The 19,984-nt window shown below is 30.9% G+C and carries 17 protein-coding genes and 3 pseudogenes; 6 read left to right on the top strand and 14 right to left on the bottom strand.

All coding sequences use genetic code 11. The features are described from left to right. Window positions 1-36 precede the first annotated feature (36 nt). Window positions 37-1,482, bottom strand: coding sequence for a Na+/H+ antiporter NhaC family protein (locus KPL37_RS11750; RefSeq protein ID WP_216149552.1), 1,446 nt, complete (start codon window positions 1,480-1,482; stop codon window positions 37-39). 167 nt (window positions 1,483-1,649) lie between these two features. Between KPL37_RS11750 and KPL37_RS11745 the strand changes: the two genes are divergently transcribed. From KPL37_RS11745 to KPL37_RS11730, 4 genes and pseudogenes are all read left to right on the top strand, one after another. Then, the gene (locus KPL37_RS11745; RefSeq protein ID WP_216149550.1) at window positions 1,650-1,886 is read left to right on the top strand and encodes a cation transporter; all 237 of its coding nucleotides are present in this window, start codon (window positions 1,650-1,652) and stop codon (window positions 1,884-1,886) included. Further along, the gene (locus tag KPL37_RS20380) at window positions 1,811-2,137 is read left to right on the top strand and encodes a cation transporter (RefSeq protein WP_216149596.1); all 327 of its coding nucleotides are present in this window, start codon (window positions 1,811-1,813) and stop codon (window positions 2,135-2,137) included. The genes KPL37_RS11745 and KPL37_RS20380 overlap by 76 nt, the downstream gene beginning before the upstream one ends. Next, window positions 2,115-2,414, top strand: a complete 300-nt coding sequence (locus KPL37_RS11735) for a hypothetical protein (RefSeq protein WP_216149548.1) — start codon at window positions 2,115-2,117, stop codon at window positions 2,412-2,414. The genes KPL37_RS20380 and KPL37_RS11735 overlap by 23 nt, the downstream gene beginning before the upstream one ends. After that, window positions 2,410-2,880, top strand: a pseudogene (locus KPL37_RS11730) (HAD-IC family P-type ATPase); the annotation flags it as partial. The gene KPL37_RS11735 and the pseudogene KPL37_RS11730, both read left to right, overlap by 5 nt. Window positions 2,881-3,302: 422 nt before the next feature. Here the strand turns inward: KPL37_RS11730 and KPL37_RS11725 are convergent. The 13 genes and pseudogenes from KPL37_RS11725 to KPL37_RS11665 all read right to left on the bottom strand — a co-directional run bounded on the left by KPL37_RS11725 (window position 3,303) and on the right by KPL37_RS11665 (window position 18,782). After that, on the bottom strand, window positions 3,303-3,464 hold the full coding sequence (locus tag KPL37_RS11725; protein ID WP_246578250.1) for a virulence RhuM family protein: 162 nt from the start codon (window positions 3,462-3,464) through the stop codon (window positions 3,303-3,305). Window positions 3,465-3,564: 100 nt separating this feature from the next. Continuing rightward, window positions 3,565-3,807, bottom strand: a pseudogene (locus tag KPL37_RS11720) (DMT family transporter); the annotation flags it as partial. 149 nt (window positions 3,808-3,956) lie between these two features. Next, window positions 3,957-5,132 carry a beta-aspartyl-peptidase gene (gene iadA, locus KPL37_RS11715; RefSeq protein ID WP_216149544.1) on the bottom strand — a complete coding sequence of 392 codons (1,176 nt, stop codon included), beginning with the start codon at window positions 5,130-5,132 and terminating at the stop codon, window positions 3,957-3,959. A 166-nt stretch (window positions 5,133-5,298) separates the two neighbouring features. Next, a pseudogene (cphA, locus tag KPL37_RS11710) lies at window positions 5,299-7,954 on the bottom strand (cyanophycin synthetase). 89 nt (window positions 7,955-8,043) lie between these two features. Next, window positions 8,044-8,847, bottom strand: a complete 804-nt coding sequence (locus KPL37_RS11705) for a cyanophycinase (RefSeq protein ID WP_216149542.1) — start codon at window positions 8,845-8,847, stop codon at window positions 8,044-8,046. 545 nt (window positions 8,848-9,392) lie between these two features. Beyond that, window positions 9,393-9,590: a hypothetical protein gene (locus KPL37_RS11700; RefSeq protein WP_216149540.1), complete on the bottom strand. Its 198-nt coding sequence runs from the start codon at window positions 9,588-9,590 to the stop codon at window positions 9,393-9,395. A gap of 250 nt (window positions 9,591-9,840) precedes the next feature. Continuing rightward, on the bottom strand, window positions 9,841-11,004 hold the full coding sequence (locus KPL37_RS11695) for a metallophosphoesterase (RefSeq protein ID WP_216149538.1): 1,164 nt from the start codon (window positions 11,002-11,004) through the stop codon (window positions 9,841-9,843). A gap of 363 nt (window positions 11,005-11,367) precedes the next feature. Next, window positions 11,368-12,786 (bottom strand): pyruvate kinase, encoded by a 1,419-nt coding sequence (gene pyk / locus KPL37_RS11690; RefSeq protein ID WP_216149536.1) that lies wholly within the window; start codon window positions 12,784-12,786, stop codon window positions 11,368-11,370. 298 nt (window positions 12,787-13,084) lie between these two features. Beyond that, window positions 13,085-13,768 carry a GTP pyrophosphokinase gene (locus KPL37_RS11685; RefSeq protein ID WP_216149534.1) on the bottom strand — a complete coding sequence of 228 codons (684 nt, stop codon included), beginning with the start codon at window positions 13,766-13,768 and terminating at the stop codon, window positions 13,085-13,087. Window positions 13,769-13,995: 227 nt separating this feature from the next. Beyond that, entirely contained in the window at window positions 13,996-15,591 is a 1,596-nt protein-coding gene (locus KPL37_RS11680; protein WP_216149532.1) for a putative ABC transporter permease subunit, read from the bottom strand. Next, window positions 15,581-16,297 (bottom strand): ABC transporter ATP-binding protein, encoded by a 717-nt coding sequence (locus tag KPL37_RS11675; protein WP_216149530.1) that lies wholly within the window; start codon window positions 16,295-16,297, stop codon window positions 15,581-15,583. The genes KPL37_RS11680 and KPL37_RS11675 overlap by 11 nt, the downstream gene beginning before the upstream one ends. 192 nt (window positions 16,298-16,489) lie before the next feature. Next, complete coding sequence (locus KPL37_RS11670; RefSeq protein ID WP_216149528.1) at window positions 16,490-17,641, bottom strand: C40 family peptidase; 1,152 nt, start codon at window positions 17,639-17,641, stop codon at window positions 16,490-16,492. A gap of 328 nt (window positions 17,642-17,969) precedes the next feature. Beyond that, entirely contained in the window at window positions 17,970-18,782 is an 813-nt protein-coding gene (locus tag KPL37_RS11665) for a carbohydrate-binding protein (RefSeq protein ID WP_216149526.1), read from the bottom strand. Window positions 18,783-19,080: 298 nt separating this feature from the next. On the opposite strand from KPL37_RS11665, the gene crcB (KPL37_RS11660) reads away from it, so the two are divergent. Both crcB (KPL37_RS11660) and crcB (KPL37_RS11655) read left to right on the top strand, forming a co-directional pair. Then, entirely contained in the window at window positions 19,081-19,500 is a 420-nt protein-coding gene (gene crcB / locus KPL37_RS11660; protein WP_216149524.1) for a fluoride efflux transporter CrcB, read from the top strand. A gap of 24 nt (window positions 19,501-19,524) precedes the next feature. After that, a complete protein-coding gene (gene crcB, locus KPL37_RS11655; RefSeq protein ID WP_216149522.1) occupies window positions 19,525-19,884 on the top strand; it encodes a fluoride efflux transporter CrcB in 360 nt (119 codons plus the stop codon). Window positions 19,885-19,984 lie beyond the last annotated feature (100 nt).

Below are 19,984 nucleotides of genomic sequence, written 5' to 3'. Positions count from 1 at the left end.
TTAAGTCCCTAGAAATAAAGAAGTCCCAGAACCCTATTAAAAGATAAAAGCGGAAATAATAAAAAACATAGTAGAAATTCCAACGCCTATCAAGCAATATGGCAGTTCTGATTTAATATGTTCCATCAAGGGCACTTCAGATATAGATGATGATAATATAGCAGTTTCCCCAAGTGGTGATGCATTGTCCCCAAACGAGCCTCCAGCTAGGACAGAACCTATAATAAGAGCTAAATTGATGTTAGTAGCTACAGCGATTGGTATAGCGATTGGCATTATAAGAGCCCATGTGCCCCATGCTGAACCCATTGAATAAGAAATAGCACAACCGAGTAAATATATTGATGCTGGTATTAAAAAACGAGGCACTTGATTTCCCATAACTGACGTTATAAACTTTGTAAAACCTAAATCCTGTACTATACTTGAAAGTCCCCAACTTAAAGTTAATACAATAATTGGAGGCATCATTTCATTTCCACCAGATAAAAAATGGCTTTCTATTTCACTCATAGGTATTTTCTGAATAATATAGAACACACAAGTAATCACTAAAGTAATAAGTGCTGACATAAAAATAGATTTTTCAAAATCTGCATTCATAATTGCTCCAGTAAATCCTATTCCTTTATCTTTGCCAGTAAACCAGAAAAAGAAAAAGGTTGTTACTATTAACGATGTTAATGGCAAAATTAGATTTAAAGGGCGAGGTGGTGCTTTTTCCTCAAATTCACATTGTTCATGGGCTTCATTTTGACCATGTTCATGAGTATCAGTCTCTTCATTTTTTGTATCTACTTTGATTGTCTTCTTAAATCCAAAATTAAATATAATAACTATAATACTTATTAAAACCATTGTTATGGCGTAAAAGTTATATGGAATGCTTTTTATAAATAACTCATATGGTGATTGATTTATTCCTGCTTTACTTAATGAAGAAGCAATTACCCCAACTATATATCCAACATAGGTAGTTCCAAATGGTATAAGGATAATTAATAAACAAGATGTTACATTTACTACAAAAGCCAATTTCTTTTTGTTTCCATTTGTTTTTTCAATCAATGCTTTTCCAATTGTACCTGATGATATTGCATGGAAACAGCAATCTATAGATGTAACTATACTAACGAACCACACTGCTGCCAGAGCACCTTTTTCAGTTTTTACATACTTATCTGTAATTTTAGAAAACCCTTTAATGCCTCCCGAAACCTTCATTATTTCTCCGAATGCCCCAAATACAAATAGAAATAATATAATATAAACACTTTCCTCAGACGCTATTGCTTTTACTAGATGGTCAGTAGATAAAATAATGCCTTTAACTATGTTGCCACCTGCAAGCATAATACCACCCGCTAAAATACCAACTACAAGTGAAGATATAATTCTTTTAGTAAATGTTGCAAGTGCAATAACTATAATAGGAATAAATATAGAGATAAATCCATAATTCATATTCATGTTCCTTTCCATATAAGACTTAGTAACTATTTTCTATGTATAGTTTATCCTTAATACAAAATAATATTTTACTTAATTAAAAGTATCTATGTTCTAATTAAATATTATTTTTGCCGATAGTATGGGTAAATAAATACTCATAAATTAAAGTATTAAAATAATAGGATGGAGGGTTTAAATTGAGTAATCGCATTAAAAAAGAATTTCTTATAGAGGGTTTGTGTTGTGCAAATTGTGCATCCAAAATTGAAGATAGGGTTGGGAAATTAGAAGAGGTTAGCGTTTCTTCAATGAATACTATAACTAATATTTTGTCTATTGATATTAAAGATGTTGATAAATTAGACGATGTATTAAGCAAAATAGAGAGTATAGTGAAAACAGTAGACCTGACGCAATTATTACAGAAAATATAAAAACAAACTCTGACAAAAAAATATTACTTGTAACAGGTTTATGTTGTGCGAACTGTGCAACTAAAATTGAAACTAAATCTAAAAAAATGCAAGGCATAAAATCAATTTCAATGGATTTCATTTCATCAAAGTTAGTTTTAGAAGTAGAAAATAAGAACGAAATGAACAAAATTGTAGATGAAGTAGTAAAAATAGTGAAACTGGTTGAGCCTGACGCAATAGTAACAGATGAGGAAAATAAAAAAAAATAGTAAATCGCAAGGGCTTGCTCGCAAGGTTCAAAAGATAAAAAATACAAAAGACCTTTTAAGGATTCTTATAGGTACATTTCTATATATTATCACTTTCTTCTTAAATGATAATTCTTCTGTTAAGTTTGCTTTATTTATTATCGCATTTATTTTAGTAGGTTCAAAAGTTCTTATTAAATCTGCAAAAAATATACTTAGAGGACAAGTCTTTGATGAAATTTTTTTAATGAGTGTTGCAACTATTGGAGCTTTCGCAATTAAGCAATATCCAGAATAGTCAGACAGTTGGTGCTAAAGTTGGAAAACAACTGGGTTTAGACGAAGTATATTCAGAACTTCTACCTCACCAAAAAGTAGAAAAGCTTGAAATACTTAATAGTCAAAAATCTTCAAAAGAAAAACTACTGTTTGTTGGAGATGGTGTAAATGATGCACCAGTACTAGCAATGGCTGATGTAGGAGTTGCTATGGGAGGTTTAGGTTCAGATGCAGCCATAGAAGCTTCAGATATTGTAATCATTACGGACGAACCATCGAAGATAGTAAGTGCAATTAAAATAGCAAGAAAAACTAAACATGTAATATGGCAGAATATAATACTCGCTTTAAGTGTAAAAGTAATAATACTAACATTAGGTGTTGGTGGTCATGCTACGATGTGGGAAGCAGTATTTGGGGATGTAGGAGTTACAATAGTTGCAGTTTTTAATGCAATGAGAGTATTAAATGTAGATGATTTATAATTTAAAAAGTTTTAAACTGAGTATAATCGGAGCTATATTGCGTAGACATAAAAAAATATAGAATAAGAGAGAAGGTTAACACCTTCTTTTTTTGTGGAATGACATAATATCTATTGAAAAATATAAGCATATTTTCGTTCCTATAATATTTATATGGATGGGAATTTTTATCTTTTTATCTTAATGAAAAGTGGTACTATAAACTTCATTTATAAGAAGGTATTTTAATATTACTTCACAATCTTTTAAAAATGTTAGTTAAGGGAAGTTAAGATGGCTTCTTTAAAAGTTGTTATATTATCAACATCCTTTTAAAAGAAAGCCTTATTTGCATTTTAATACGCTTGAGGACTCTTGAGAAGATTATATTACATGTTGCTAAATACCTTTTGTAAATATCTCCATACACAAAATTGCTTTAGTTACTCCTGATTTTTTATAAAAATATTACTTAATAACCACAAAGAAAACACTTTTGTCGTACATTTTGAATAATGCATAAGCACTTGATCTTCTCCTATAAAAGAACCATTCTTTAATCTTTTTTTATCTAAAGCATAACCTTTTATTGAATACTCACTCAAAACCTGAGTCGTCCAATACATATTGTGTAGCTTTAATTGAATTTATTTTATAACCAACAGATATAACAGAATCTAACTTATAATGCTTTGTGCTATATTACTACTTTATTGTTATCAGTTTTAAGCCAATGATTCCACTTACAATTAATACAACACAAATAACACGCATAATATCAATTGGCTCTTTAAACAAAATAGCACCTAAGACCACTGTGCCAACAGTTCCTATACCAATTGGAACTGCATATGCAGTTCCAATTTGCAGACTTTTTAGTGATAATAATAAAAAATAAAAACTTGTAAGCATTCCTATAATGGTTAACAAACCGTGTAATATTTTCGTGTCATCATTTTAAAGTGAGTAAAATAAAAAAGCCTTAAGAAATATTATTATAATATCTCCCAGGCTTTTATCCTTCCGTGAACACAGTTAACTGTGCGTTTTCTCTTGTACCAGCCAGTCATAAATTAACTCTTGATAAGTATATAACCTTATTTTTCAAAAGTTCCTTTAACTAATACCTTGCCATCAGACACCATTTCTACCCCTTTAGCAAAGACTGTTTGTATAGTTAGGTCACTTTTGTTAACTATTACAAGGTCAGCATCTTTACTCTCCTGCACTAATCCTTTATTATATAGTTTCAAATTAGTAGCTACATTTGAAGTAATCACTTTTAGTGCAACCTCTAAATCTACTCCATCCTTAATTACTGCATCTCTGACCTCTATATACAGCGACTTAGTAGACCCAATTCCTAGGCCAATAAATTCTCTTTTTTTATTAAAAATTGGTAAACTTCCTTGTCCATCAGAAGTAAATTGGATTTGTTCTACTGGTATTCCTCTTTCTAATGCTATTTTTAGTGCTGTACTTGCCTTAACTTCATCCTTCTCAAGGTGATCCGGATCTGAACTAGTAGTAATATCAATGATTCCACCAAGTTTTGCAAATTCTATTCCTGCTTCAAACAGAGAAGTGCTTCTGTTTATATGTGTTGGTATAACTTGTTTAATTGGTATTTCAGTTTCCTTTATCATTCTGACTAAATATTGTAGCCTTCTCTCACCATAACCAAGATGAACATTCACAACACCAGCTTTACCTGAAAGCAATCCACCAACTCTAGCATCTGCGACGACTTTTATAAATTCTTCATAAGTTGGCTGTGAGGACCTATGGTCTGAAATAGCTACTTCTCCTATTCCAATAATTTTATCTATAAGCATAATATCTGATTTACAGCTACTGGTTATTGTATTTACAGGTATTGCATAGGACCCAGAATAAATATAAGTACTTATTCCTTCCTCCTCAAGTGCTCTTGATTTTGCAAGAAGTGCTTTTAAGTCTCTACATACACCGTCAGTACCTAGGCAGCCTACTACGGTGGTAATTCCACCAACCACAATATCAGAAAGTTGAATTTCAGGTGTCCTAGTCTTAAATCCTCCTTCCCCCCCCCCACCTATAATGTGCACATGCGCATCTATAAAACCTGGAAATACTAGTTTACCTTCCGCATTAATTACTTTTACAGGGGCAAAGTTTTGTGGAATTGTTATATTTTCAACAATAGCTTCAATTTTCCCTCCCGCAATTATAATATCCTTTTTCCCAATGTACTCAGGTGCATAGACTTCTCCGTTTTTAATTATTGTAATCATAAAATACCGTTTCCTCCTTTTATTCATAACATATTATTCTATAGTAAAATCAATTATTATTGGAAGTAGTAGAAGTCAAAATATCTATAAACTATATAAGGTAAACAATTAAAAGATGGCTCACATATGTGGTAAACCATCTTTTAAACATAAATCAGAAAAAAAACTATTGTATTTTTTTATCAATATAATTTTCAGAAATCAATAATTTAGTTTCACTTTTACTTTCCTTAATTTTGTTATTTATTATGTCTATAAGTGGTTCTAGTTGCTTTTCAAAGAAAATAATAACTATATCTCCAGGCTTCGCAAAATCTAATGCCGTTTTAAATGCATCCTTCTCTTTTAAAATTTTCTTAGTGTTCATGTTATGAAGCTTAGATCTTTGTACTCCTCTTAGTAGAATATCTGCTACTTCGCCCATAGCTCTGCCTCTTCTATCTTCATCCTCTTTTATAAAAATATAATCAAAACTTTCACCTGCGCATTTACCGATCTCTAGGATATGGCTGTCTGGTCTATCTCCTGGCACACCGATAACTCCTATAAGTTTACTATGTTTTATTTGCTTAAGTCCATCTAGTACACACTTGTAGCCATCAATGTTGTGCCCATAGTCTAATACCACCATTATATCATTTACATAATAAGTATTAAACCTTCCTGGATTTTGCTCATTATTACAGTGAAATGAAGTTAAACCCTTCTTAATAATATCATAACTTATTCCAAGCCCTATTGAAGCTGCGCATGCTGCCATAGCATTTTCAATATTATATTTTAAAGCGCCATTCATTGTTATACCTATGCTCTTTATGTCTATTAAGCTTTCAGAATGAGTGCTCTTTTGGATAAAAATTTTACCCTCATCCACATAAATTCCATATCCTCCCTTATCGATGTTACTTCTCATCACTGCATTGTCTCTATCATTAGAAAAAATAATAAGATTCCCCTTTAGCCTAGGCAAAATACTTATACACATCTCATTATCTCCATTAACGACAACATACCCATCTTCTTTAACTGCTTCTCCAACCAAAGCCTTAACTTTTGCTAAGTCTTCAATAGTTTCTACACCATCTACTCCAAGGTGATCCTCAGTTATGTTTGTAATAACAGCAACATCAGCAAGGTCATAAGCTAATCCTCCTCTTATCATTCCACCTCTTGCAGTTTCAAGAACTGCGGCATCTATTTCTTTAATTCATAAGAACGGCTAGAGCGCTTTTAGGACCTGTAGTGTCACCCTTAAATGTACATTTTCCATCAATATAAATTCCGCTTGTGGTGGTCATTCCAACAGTATATCCTGCAATGGAAAGTATGTGTGAAATGAGTCTTGTAGTAGTAGTTTTTCCATTGGTTCCTGTCACTGATATTAGTGGAATGTTTTTTGGTATATCCTTAAATAATTTATCGACTATATGACCTGCCACATTTCGTGATGATCCGATACACGGATTATGATGCATTCTAATACCAGGTGCAGCATTTATTTCTATAATTACTCCGCCGTCAGTTATTGGTTTACTTATATCTTCACATATTAAATCTACCCCACAAATATCAAGGCCTATAGCACTTGCAGCTCTTTTACATATTTCTATATTTTCCTCACATATTAAATCTGTACAATCTAATGCGAATCCACCCGTAGATAAATTTGCATTATCTTTTAAAAATAATTTTTCTTTTTCGGGAAGAACAACCTTTAGTGTATATCCCTTTTGTTTAAGATATTCTATAAGTCTATCATCTATTTTAATTTTAGTTAATTCTTTTTCGTGACCTTCACCTCGTCTTGGATCATCGTTCGTGGTATGAATAAGCTTTTCAATAGTACTTATACCATCACCTATAATGTATGGAGGAATTCTTTCTGACACTGCAACTATATCTCCGTAAACACTACATACTCTATAATCCCTTCCACTTATGAACTTTTCTATTATTATATCTTCTTTAAAATCTTTAACTAAAAGTTCATAGGCATCTGATAACTGTTTTTCATCTTTTATATTGACAATAACTCCCTTGCCTTGGTTTCCAAACTCAGGTTTAATTACAACTGGGTAACCTATATCCTCTGCAAAGGAAAGAACATCTACCCTACTTTTAACTTTCATTCCACTTGCTACAGGTAAACAATGCGTAACTAATATTTGTTTGGTTAGCAATTTATCCTGTGCAATACCCACAGCTATTGCGCTTGTATCATTTCCCATTGTTGCTTGAATAATTTTAGAATACTTACCATACCCTAATTGAAAAATACTATCTTCACCTATCCTTAGAATAGGAATCCCTCTTTTTTTTGCCTCATTACAAATATTAAATGTACTTACCCCAAGTTGTTCATCCATTAATATTTCCTTTAATTCTTTTAATCTTAAATCTATATCAAATATTTTTTTATTAATTAATGAATTAACAATATTAACTGCTATATTTGCAGCCTCAATGCCGGTATTCTTATATTCATATTGATATATAACATAATAATTATCCCCTAATATCTCTCTAGACTTCCCATAACTTACTTCTACGCCAACCATATTTTGGAGCGCTATTATAATATGTTCAGTTATATGTGCCAAATAAGTTCCTTCTGTAAGTCTTTTAATAAAACCCCTATCTTCATCTATCCCACATCTATGTTTATTAAGTTCTGGCAAAAGTCGTACTAAACTTTCATTAAAATCACAAATATCTTTGCTAGGAATTTCACTGTAACCCTCTAAATCTAGGTCAAGTCTTATACACTTTTTATGAGAATATATATTTCTTCCCTCAAATACCCTATGATTAATTATTTTCATGTGATTCTCCTCCTAATGAGATACTACCATCTATATCTACCACCTATAAAGATAATAAGAAATACTGACAGTATTTTATAATAACATATTTACGCAATAGGTATTCTAGATGTTAGGTCAAACCTATTTCCATCCTTTAATACATGCATTTTAACATTGAATATTGACAGTATATTATTTTGATATTGTTCCGACACATTTGTATCGCTTATATTACTTCCATCAATAATATAAACTGCACCAGAACCAACAACTCTTAAGATATTATTTTTATTTACAATAATTGAAGTATCTTCATCAATACCGATCCCTAAAACTTCCGGATTTTCTGCTACACCAACTAACAACCTTCCAACTCTTCCTCTTTGAGCAAAATGTTGATCTATTATAACTCCAGTAATTAATCCTAACCCTGGAGCCATTTTAAGAGTACATTTTTTAGGAGATTCATCATCTAATCCAGTTACTATCATAACATCACTCATTACTGACGCTCCAGCAGAAGTTCCAACAAAGACACAATCTTCTGAATGTCTACGCTTCAAACTTTTATATAAGGGAGTACCTCCAAGTATACTGGTTATTCTAAGCTGATCACCTCCAGTAAAGAATACTAATGAAGCTTTTTCAATTAATTCCACATTTTCAGTTTTTAAAGCATCTTCCCTATTTCTTACATCAAGTACTCTGATATTTATAATACCTAACTCATGAAATATATTGGTATATTCATTACCTACTTCTACTGGTAACTCTGTTGCTACTGTTACGATAACTAAAAGTTGGCTTTCCTCTTTAATATGTGAACTTACCTCTTTAAGTATCTTTTTATCACCTTTCTTATCCTCTGCTCCACCTATTATAATTAACCCTTCTTGTATATTAATTGACATTCACCATCCTATAATAATTTTTATCAAATGAGTCTATCTTTTATTGTTTCAAAGCTTAAAGCCATATTACCGTTAATAAAATATGTTTTTTAACAATATTATTATATATAAATTCCCTTTTTCTTTTATTGTATCCATTATTTGAATGTTGTTTTACTTATTTATCATTTGGATAATTGGCTAAAAATATACTTCATTTTGAGTATTTTCATGTTTCGAGTAAAAATAAAATAATAATAGCCTATAATATAAATCCGTGCCTGTTAGCACTAAAGAATGGACCACTGATAAAATCGATTTTTTACGGGACGGCGAATCTTTAATAAAGAAGGATATAGATTTAACAACTCCTATCAAATATGTAATAACAATATTATACCCAAGGTAACTACTTTAAGTCTCTAAATATAAACAGTAAGTATATAAGATTTATAACTATATTACTTAATAACCATTAAAAGAGCACAAAAAAAATAACACCAACAGTTATGTCAGTGCTTATATAAAAAGTTATAGTTCAATACAAACTCAGCTTTAGTCATTAATTACAAAAAATCTTTGTAATTATTAACTGAAATATTAATACATTGATAATTTTTATTTGTATCTTCATATTTTACATTTACTTCAAAATGATTTATCACTCTATTTCCAATATTCTTTACACTACCACGCACATAAGTATAATTCCCTTCAGTTACCCATGTCCACCCATCAGTAATTACCAATACTTTTGAATGCATATTCTTTGAAATTTTTTTCCTTAATATATTCGATACTTTTGTTTTTTATATATTTCAATCTTTTGTGTAAATTGTTGATTTTCAATAGAATCGCCATCACTAATACCTCTCAAGTCATACCCACACATACCACAAAATAAACTTTATTTTGGTATTTGGGCCCCACAACTTTTACATTTCATATTTTAATCCTCCATTTTAACTTGTATTGTCAATTACCTTGCTAAGTTAATTTTCTGTACTAAAAAAACTATCTTTTTAACCATATATTAATTTCAACTATTTCAGAGCGGCTTCCTATCCTAATTGGAGGACCCCAGGTTCCATAACCTGAAGATACAATAAAGTTCGAATTATTTTTTTGAAGATAACCATAATCTAGTTCAAATATTGCATTTGTTATAAGATTTGCAGGAAATAACTGTCCTCGATGCGTATGCCCAGATACCTGTAAATCAATCCCCTGCGTTTGCGTATCAGCAAAATCTCTTGGCTGATGATCCATTAATATAAGAGGCCTCGACTTATCTAAATCTTTTATTATGTCAGATATTTCTTTTCTTTTAACTTTTGTCTGCGATTCCTGTGATATATCGTCACGACCTATAACATAAAAACTATTATTTATTAAGATTGCTTTATCTCTCAGTACATTTATTCCTGAAGCCTCAAAAGTTTTAACAACATCCTCTATCTTGCTACCCATTCCATCATGGTTTCCAAGACAAGCATAAACTCCATACTTGCTTTTAAGTCTTTTAAAGTTATCACTCATATTTTGTTTTACAAAAGGCTCAATGCTAATATCAATTATATCTCCAGGTATTAGCACAATATCAGGGTTCAATTCATTTATTTTATTAACCATCACAGTAAGTCTTCTATTATCTACTTCATATCCAAGATGAATATCCGAAACCATAACAATCTTAAATTTCTTTAGATCACCAGATGTTTTATTTACATTCAAATCATATTTGGTTACTTTTGAACTTCTAGCACTCCAAGTACCATATGACATTAGACCGACTAAACCCGCAATTACTACCATCGCTATTATTATTGACAAATTAGCAGTTTCGTTTATATTACTTGGAATAAACGACATTTTACTATTTAAAAATCTTATTAGATCGATAATAGGCAATACTAAAATAAGATAAAAAATTATTCCCATCCAATATGCTCCCACAATATTCAATGTATTTAAAACAACTGAAGGTATATAAGAAGACAATATCATACTTATGATATACGCCGATGCAATTATTGAAATTATTATCCAATATACTTTATTATTTAAAAACGAAATATGGCTTCCTAAATTTTGCCATCCCCTTAACCCTATATAATAATTTATGGCTCCATATAAGAAAAGAAATAAAGCCACACCTAATAACATTAATTTGTTCATTATGCACCTCTCAAGATTTTAATAAGCATTATTGCCTGTCCTATAGTTATTTATATATCCAAAAATCACCACCAGTTCTTTAACTCTTTGGTTTAAAATACTCTGTTATCAATTTATCTCCAATATATAATAAAATAAAGGCTGCCAATACAAATGCCCATCCAAGTCTTTTCCAGTATGTTAACGCTATAAAACTAATTAAACAGTACCAAATTGCCTGTAGAAAATAATAATAAATATTTTTTATTTTCATAATATCCCCTTTTATATTTTTTTTATAAATTGTAATAAAAAGGTCTAGCAATTACGCTAGGCCCTGAATATCTTAATAAATATGTTCTCTTAATAAATTTGTTTTATACTTTAAACCTTTTGTATTTTCATCATATTTGTAGTACCAGGCTCACCAACAGGTATTCCGGCTGCAATTATGACAACATCCGATTTTTTTATATACCCTGCAGCTAAGGATTTTTCCACTGCATCTACCATTAACTCATCTGTGGAAGTTAACTTAATTGAAAGTATACTCTGCACTCCAAAATTAATAGCTAAACCTCTTGCAACTTGCTTGCTAGGCGTTACAGCAATAACAGGGCACCTTGGTCTATATTTGGATACCATTCTAGCTGTATAACCACTTTGAGTTGCTGTTAGTATTGCAGATACATTCAATTTATCTGCTGTAGTACACGTAGCAAGACTTATAGCATCTGATATGTTATCTAAAGGTTCATAAATCTTCTTAATTAAAGCATCTCCAAAATCAATATTTGACTCTGCTTCAATTGCAATCTTCGCCATTGTTAAAGCAGCTTCAAGTGGATATTTTCCATTAGCACTTTCACCACTAAGCATTATTGCGTCAGTACCATCAAAAATAGCATTGGTTATATCTGAAGCTTCAGCTCTAGTAGGTCTTGGATTTCTAATCATAGAGTCTAACATCTGAGTTGCCGTTATAACAGGCTTACCAGCTTTATTACATTTATGTATTATCATTTTCTGAATTATTGGAACCTTTTCAATAGGTAATTCAACCCCCATATCGCCTCTAGCAACCATAATACCATCAGAAGCCTCTATTATAGCATCTATGTTGTCAACGCCTTCTTGAGTTTCAATTTTCGATATTATTTGGATGCTTTCACCACCATTTGCATTAAGTATATTTCTTACATCTATTACATCGCCAGCTTTTCTTATAAAAGAAGCAGCTACGATATCAACCCCTTGTTCGCATCCAAATATTAAATCTAATTTATCTTTGTCAGTTACCGCAGGAAGACCAATAGATATATTAGGAACATTTATTCCCTTATGATTCCCTATAAAACCAGAATTTAATGCTGTACAATTTATTTCAGTTCCTTCAATTGAATCAATCTTAAATTCAATAAGACCATCATCCACAAGAAGTCTACCATTGACCTTAAGGTCATGACAAAGTTCTGTATAAGAAACAGAACACCTCTCTTTATTACCAAGTATCTCTTTACCGCAACTAAATATGAATTTTTGCCCTTTATCAAGTTCAACAGTATCTCCTATAAAATTGTGAGTCCTAATCTTAGGCCCTTTTATATCGAGCATTATAGCTACGGGTTTATTAAGTTCTTCCCTAAGATCTTTTATAATATCAATTTTTATTTTGTGGTCAGCATGTGTACCATGTGAAAAATTAAGTCTAGTAACATTCATTCCTATTTCCATAAGTTTTTTTAATACACTTTTACTATCACTAGCAGGACCTATTGTGAAAATCATTTTTGTTTTTTGCATAATCAATCTCCCCTTTACTGTTTTAAGTCTTCTTAATTAATTTTAATATGCGCAATTTACTTATAACATATACTTTTCCTATTTATAGTAATATTTTTGTTTAAAATAAAAATAGATATTTACCAGTAATTCTTTTGATGCATTATCTATTAAATTTCCAATATTGTTTATTATATCTATCTCCATTAACTCATTATATCCTCTTTTTAGAACTTTTACATTGAAAATATTCCCATCAAAAACCACACCGAAATAAGTTAAATCATTTACGTTGTAAATATTTTTTTAATACTTTTAATTAACTTAACTTATCTACTTCAATTTCTATATTTTGCATTTTCATATCTGTTGCAGCTATAATATCTGCGCAATCTTTTAAGTCATTTTTTATATGTATTGCAGTGTCTTCGCCTTTTTTATAATATAACTTATGTTCTAAACTTGCCCAAAAATCCATAGCAATTGTTCTTATTTGTACTTCTACCCTTATGGGTTCAACATGATCCGAAAAAAATATAGGAATTTCCAAAACCATATGAAGGCTTCTATACCCATTAGGCTTAGGATTTTCAATATAGTCTTTTTCTTCAATTAAAGTAATGTCCTCTTGCCTTTTTAGCATATCAGCTATCTTATATATATCACTAACGAAGGAACAAACAACTCTTATTCCTGCTATATCATCGAATTTTTTCCTTGCCACTTTAATAGTTGGTTCTAAATTCTTTCGAATAAGTTTGTCCATTATACTCCTAGGTGATTTAACCCTAGATTTCATATATTCTATCGGATTTCTTTTGCCCCTTATTTTAAATTCATAGTCTAAAATTTCAAGTTTAGTGCTAACTTCTTTTATAGCACAACTGTAAATCATTATAAGTTCCTCTAATTCCTCTATTTTCCCTTCCATATCTCTTGGAGAGACTGCTTTATCTATTATTTGGTTAAAGAATACTTTATCTGTTTTTATGGATTTATCCATGAATCTTTTGCCCCTTTTCGTATAATTATTGTATCACTAACTACTAAAACCACTTCTTTATGGATAAGGCCTTCTTCCATAATGCAGGTTTTCTTCAATTATACCATTAAATAGCCATGTGTCTTAAAGTACCTTAACAAAATCATTGCATATTTTGTCCCATACTAATATGATTATAGTATAAGAATTTCCATACTAATAATATATAATGAAACCTGAATTACTGTTTATTTTGGCAACTTAGTTCCGCACACTTTTATATAAAGAATCGATGTAATACCTATAACTAAAAGGGTAATCACTCCCATAATTAAGTTTCTGTCTATACCCGGTAGAATTAATAAAATTACCATAGGTATAAAACCAAATAACATTCCACCCAGAATTCCAAATAAAGATGCTATACTTTGCTTAATTACAGTTACTTCAGATTCCCATTCAAAATTTGGAAATTTAAGGTTAATATATATTCCCCACACAGAAGTGAGTCCCACATACGCAAGTGGTGTGATAAACATCCACACAGTCGACATAATACTAGGCTTCAAACAAAGTTTCATTAGTATCGAGCTTAATAGTGATACAGGCAATAGCAATGTTATATTGACTGCCATTTTGCTTCTATATATAGTTGCCGCTTCTATTGGCGCAGATAACAATATCCATAAGTTTTTACCTTCCAATGAAAGCGATACTGATGTTGTACATGTCATTGCTAACATTCCAGACATCACAAAAGGTGCAAAGTTAGTCATTATACCTTTTATATTTGGTATTCCCATTAGCCGCTGCAATTTATCTATTCCAAATATGAAACACGTTATGGATAGTGCTAATAAAAGCACTGCGCCCATTCCCACATTAAGCACATAGAGATATGATGAGAAAAATCTTTTTATCTCTTTTCGATGTAATGCCCTAAAGGTCGAGGTTACTTTTGAACTTTTCAATTTATAATTAGACTTCGTTTGGTGCGATGTGAGTCCCGTATTAATAGCTTTATATTTGATAGAAACAACTTTTACAAACACGAAATACCATATAACTGATATTACAAGAAACGAAATAAATGCAATTATATTATACTGGCAAACTCCCTTTTCAAATATACTTACTAGGGGATATATCTGATTCATTTTGTGGGTTAACATTGTACCAAGAGACGCTAATTGTTTAATATTTATTTGGCCACCACTCATGGTTCCTGCGCTCATGCTTGCGCCCATAAAACCAATCGTTACTACAAATGATAATATGATATTGATCATATTAGTATGTTTAAATTTGGATGAAATTGCACTAATAATTGCTCCAAGTGCCGCAGCTATTGTCATTGGAACAAGTGGCGTTACAAATATAGAAATAACCCACAACACATAAAATAGTATTTGTGGATGTGCAAACATGCCATATGCAGTTCCCATAGGAAGCATAACAAGAATGCAAAAAAGTACATTCATTTCATACATCAATAAAAATCTACTTGTTATTACTGTAGTTGTTTTAACCGGTAGTGACATAAGCATATCGTAGTCCTTAAATGCAAATAATGTACCACTTGCTTTAAATATAGTAAAGAGCATAACAATCAAGCTTGTAATAGTAAATGCATATCCCGGAATAATTCCACTAAGTCCAATGCTACCCAACCCATACGCCATCATAAAACAATATACTACCATCATAATCACAGTTATAGTCATTGCGAAAGCGAATATAACCATCTTATTTTTTTTATTTTTATCATTCTCGTATCTAAAGGTATTCACTCCAGATTGATTAAGAAACTGTGCTTTTAAAAGAATCAAAGTACTATTTTTCATTTTCTGCCACCTTCATGTAAAGTGATTCCAATGATTGATTTTTAATTAACCTTTCCGTTTCTCCTGCTTCTATAAGTTTTCCACCTTTAATAATTGCAATTTTGTTGCAAAGTTTCTCCGCAACGTCAAGCACATGGGTAGAGAAGAAAATAGCACTTCCTTCTTTACATATTTCATGCATGATATTTTTCAATATCAGAGTTGCTTTTGGATCTAATCCTACAAAAGGTTCGTCGAGCAATAGCAGTTTAGGTTTATGAATTAGAGCGGAAATTAAAGCAAGTTTCTGTTTCATTCCGTGTGAATAAGAAGAAATCAAATCTCCTAGTACACTGGCAATTTCAAATAATTCACCGTATTTTCGAATGAGCTCTTCTCTCTCCTCCTTTCCCACTTTAAAAATGTCGGCGATAAAATTCAAATATTGAATTCCCGTTAAATGCTCATATAAATCCGGATTATCTGGTATATATGCGATTACTTTTTTACAATCTACTGGAGATTTTTGTACTGAATGTCCGTCAACAAAAATCTCTCCTTCTTCAAAATCAAGTACCCCTGCAATTGACTTTATCATTGTGCTCTTTCCAGCTCCATTGTGACCAATGAATCCATAAATATCTCCAGCTTCAACTGTAAGATTAAAATGATCCACTGCTCTTTTCCCACCCTTATATATCTTTGAAAAATTTTTAATTTCAAGCATTAGCCTATCTCCCTTTTATCTATTAATTTAGATGTTTCTACACTAATATAACGGATAACTAAACAAAAAGTTCACATTGGTTAGGAAATTATTTTGATAAATTCTATTATTAAATACTAAAAAAGCATCTATAAATTAATATAGATGCTTTTCCAGATGGATTATTCATTAATAAAAATATCTAAAAACTTTTTATCTAACTCTACGTCCATATGTAAAGTCATTATTTAGTGATTGAATTCTAAGTACAGCTCCTGTGTGAGGTGCATTTATCATGTTACCGTTCCCAACATATATTCCTACATGATGAGCTGGTGATCCAAAAAACACTAAATCGCCTGGTTGAAGATCTCCTCTAGATATTTTTGTACCTACATTTTGTTGATCTTCTGAAACCCTTGGTAGATTTACTCCAAAATGTGCGAATACGTATTGTGTAAATCCTGAGCAATCAAAGCCTGAAGGGCTTGTCCCACCCCAAACATAAGGAATGCCAAGAAATTGTGAAGCATATGATAATAGTGCATTAGATGAGGCTCCCGATCCACCTCTAGAAGGACTTATACTAGGAGTCACATTTGTTGTTTGTTGGTTTAATGCAACTTGATTTGCTGCAGCAGCTTGGTTTTCTTGCGCAGCTTGTCTTGCTTCAGTCGCATTTTTTGCATCTATAACTGCTTGTTTTGCTAAAGCTACTTGTCTTGCTGCAGCCGCTTGGTCTGCTACTAATTGAGCCTTATACTCAGTTTCTTGAGCATTTAATTGAGCTACCAATACATTTTGTGCTGCTTTTTGTTTAGTTAAACCACCTAATTTATTTTTATTGTCAACCCTTAAAGCTAACAGTTTTGTATTTTCTGTATCTAGTACTACTTTCTTTAAATCAATTGCTTCCTTTTTTGTTTTCAAATCATTAATAATATTCTGATCAAAAGTTATTATAGTTTTTACATCTTCTACTCTAGATATAAAATCATCTACACCTTTTGAGTCTAATATAATGTCTATGTAGCTTGATGTACCATTCATATACATTACTCTCATTCTTTTATCAAAAAGTAATTGTTCTGCTTTAATATCATCCTCGGCTTTTGCAATATCTATTTTAGATTGTTTAATATTATTTTGTGTATCACTTATATTTTTTTCATTAGTATTAATTTTAGACATAATTTTTTCAATTTGACTGTCCATCATCTGTACTTTAGTTTCAAGGTCACTTTTTTGTTTTTGAACCTGCTGGATTTTTGCCTTATCAGAAGCTGTATCTGCGTATACGTTAGTATATCCAATGCTCATAGTTAAAGTAAGTGCCATCATGGCTGAAATAATTTTTCTATTCAATTCTTCATCTCCTACAAATAATTTTATCTTTCAACATAATATAAACAAAAATTTATATTATCAAAACATAAATACTATTTTACACAAAATTTGAAAATTTGTAAAGTAAGAATTTGCCATTTCGTCAGTTAATTTGTTATAAAAATTTATAATCATGTATTTTACCAAAAACTTCTTTGTACTATTCACATTTCAAACTATGTTTAAGAATTTGATTTATTATATGAAGGATAAATTCTGACATCCTTTATTTTACATATTACCATATTCTTCATTAAATTAACATGTTTTTCATCACCTTTTATTTGACATTTTTTTCAATATCAAATTATACCTCTTTAATATCAGTACCATAAACTTCAATTTCTGTTAGAGCCGCAAATTCCGCTGGCTCATCAGCCATCTTAAAATTTATTAACTTAACCCAACTAATTCTTTTTTTGTCAAACTCAAAAAACTGAGCATCACTAGTTTTTATAGGTTGTACCTTTTCTTCAGTTCCATCAGAAAATACTATTGTTATATGACTCCAATAAGTATCACGTGGAAAATCAGCTCTTAAGTATAAAGCAATTTTATCCACTTCTACTTCTCTACCAAAATTTAAAAACAGCTCTGCATCTTCTCTTTGATCAGTTCCCCAAGATTCATATGGCCATACTCCATGCCCCTGATTATTCGTTTGCCCATCAATTGTGTTTCGAGCGGCAAAAATAGCATCATTTCCAGTCTCAACATTTGCTGTAACATGAGGATAATATGTTGTATCGCAACGCTTATCCATTACATTCTTTGCAAGGTTTCTATAACAATAAATTTCCTCTTCTGTTGCAAAACGCATATCAATAATATGGGTACTATCCTTAAATGAACATAACGAATATGGTATGGAGTCATCGCCAAACGGTATAGAAAATTCTAATATATTTCCTGGAACATATATTAATGCTTCAGATAATTCATTGTCTATATTAATAACTAAATATTTATTAACAGATAAATTAGTAAAACATATTTTATCCCCTTCTTTATACCTTTTGGTGTGTATAAGAGAAATTTCTTCCATACCAGACATTTCGCTTATAGTTGTATTAGCTTCGTCTTTTATCTCTATTCTTAGCATATTTTCTTGATTTTCCATTTTTATGCCCCCATTTATAATAATTATATATTTTAAGTCACTTATCTTTACATTCAAAGAAATTAAACTCTAAGTTGTTAACCTTGCATTATATATTATAACATTTATAAACTTTCAAATGGCTACGATTAAACAAAGATTTCTATTACAAAATAAATTTTGCAACTATTTTATTTAATAGAAAAATTTTAATAAATTTGAGGAGTACAAACAGTTTATTGCAATATATTAGTTTTTTGAGTTATAATAAATATACAACTTCACTAAAATAGATTTGTTAAAGGAGTAATTAAAAAATATGAGAAAGTACACATTTATAGCCATAGGTGGTATGCTGGGCGCTATATTAAGATATTATATAAAAAACATACACATTTATCATTATAAAGAAGTTATACCACTAAACACATTGCTAATAAATATTTCTGGTACTTTTCTATTATCACTTATACTAACTGTTGCTTTTGAAATTTATGTGATTGATGAAGGTTTAAGACTGGGAATTGCTACTGGATTTTTGGGTGCCTTCACAACTTTTTCTACGCTTTGCAAAGAAACTGTAAGTCTCATGGATCAAGGATACTATTATTCTTCTATATCTTATATGGGGTTCTCCGCAATGCTTGGACTTGCTGCAGCTTACTTTGGAGTAATAGTTGCAAGAGAAGTAGTTTCAATTTTCATAAGTAATAAGAATAGTCCTAGCGATTTAGGCTAGGTTGAAACCTAGGAGGTTTATTTCATGACATATGTGTTAGTTGCAGTTGGTGGAGCCGCCGGAAGTTTGGTTAGGTATAGCCTTGGTAAATTTATAAGTGAAAAGTCGAAACATTCTTTACCAATAGGTACTTTTATAATTAATATTACAGGTGCTCTTTTGCTTGGGTTTGTAAGCACAATTGGAGTAAGCAATAATATACTGTTACTACTAGGAGATGGTTTTTTAGGTGCATACACAACTTTTTCAACCTTTATGTATGAGGGCTTTAATCTATTTCAAGAAAAAGAAAAGCTAAATGCTTTTATATACATTTTATGTACATTAATACTCGGAACTGTAGGTTATGCAATAGGTAGCAAAATAGGTAGTTTAATCGAGTAGGAGCTAAATAATTAGTTTATTTAGCGACCTCTCACACCACCGTGCGTACCGTTCGGTACACGGCGGTTCAATAGAAATTAATGTTTTAATAAATATGTTT

Source organism: Clostridium frigoris (assembly GCF_018861865.1).
GTDB lineage: Bacteria > Bacillota > Clostridia > Clostridiales > Clostridiaceae > Clostridium_AD > Clostridium_AD frigoris.
This window is presented reverse-complemented; position numbering and strand designations above follow the sequence as displayed.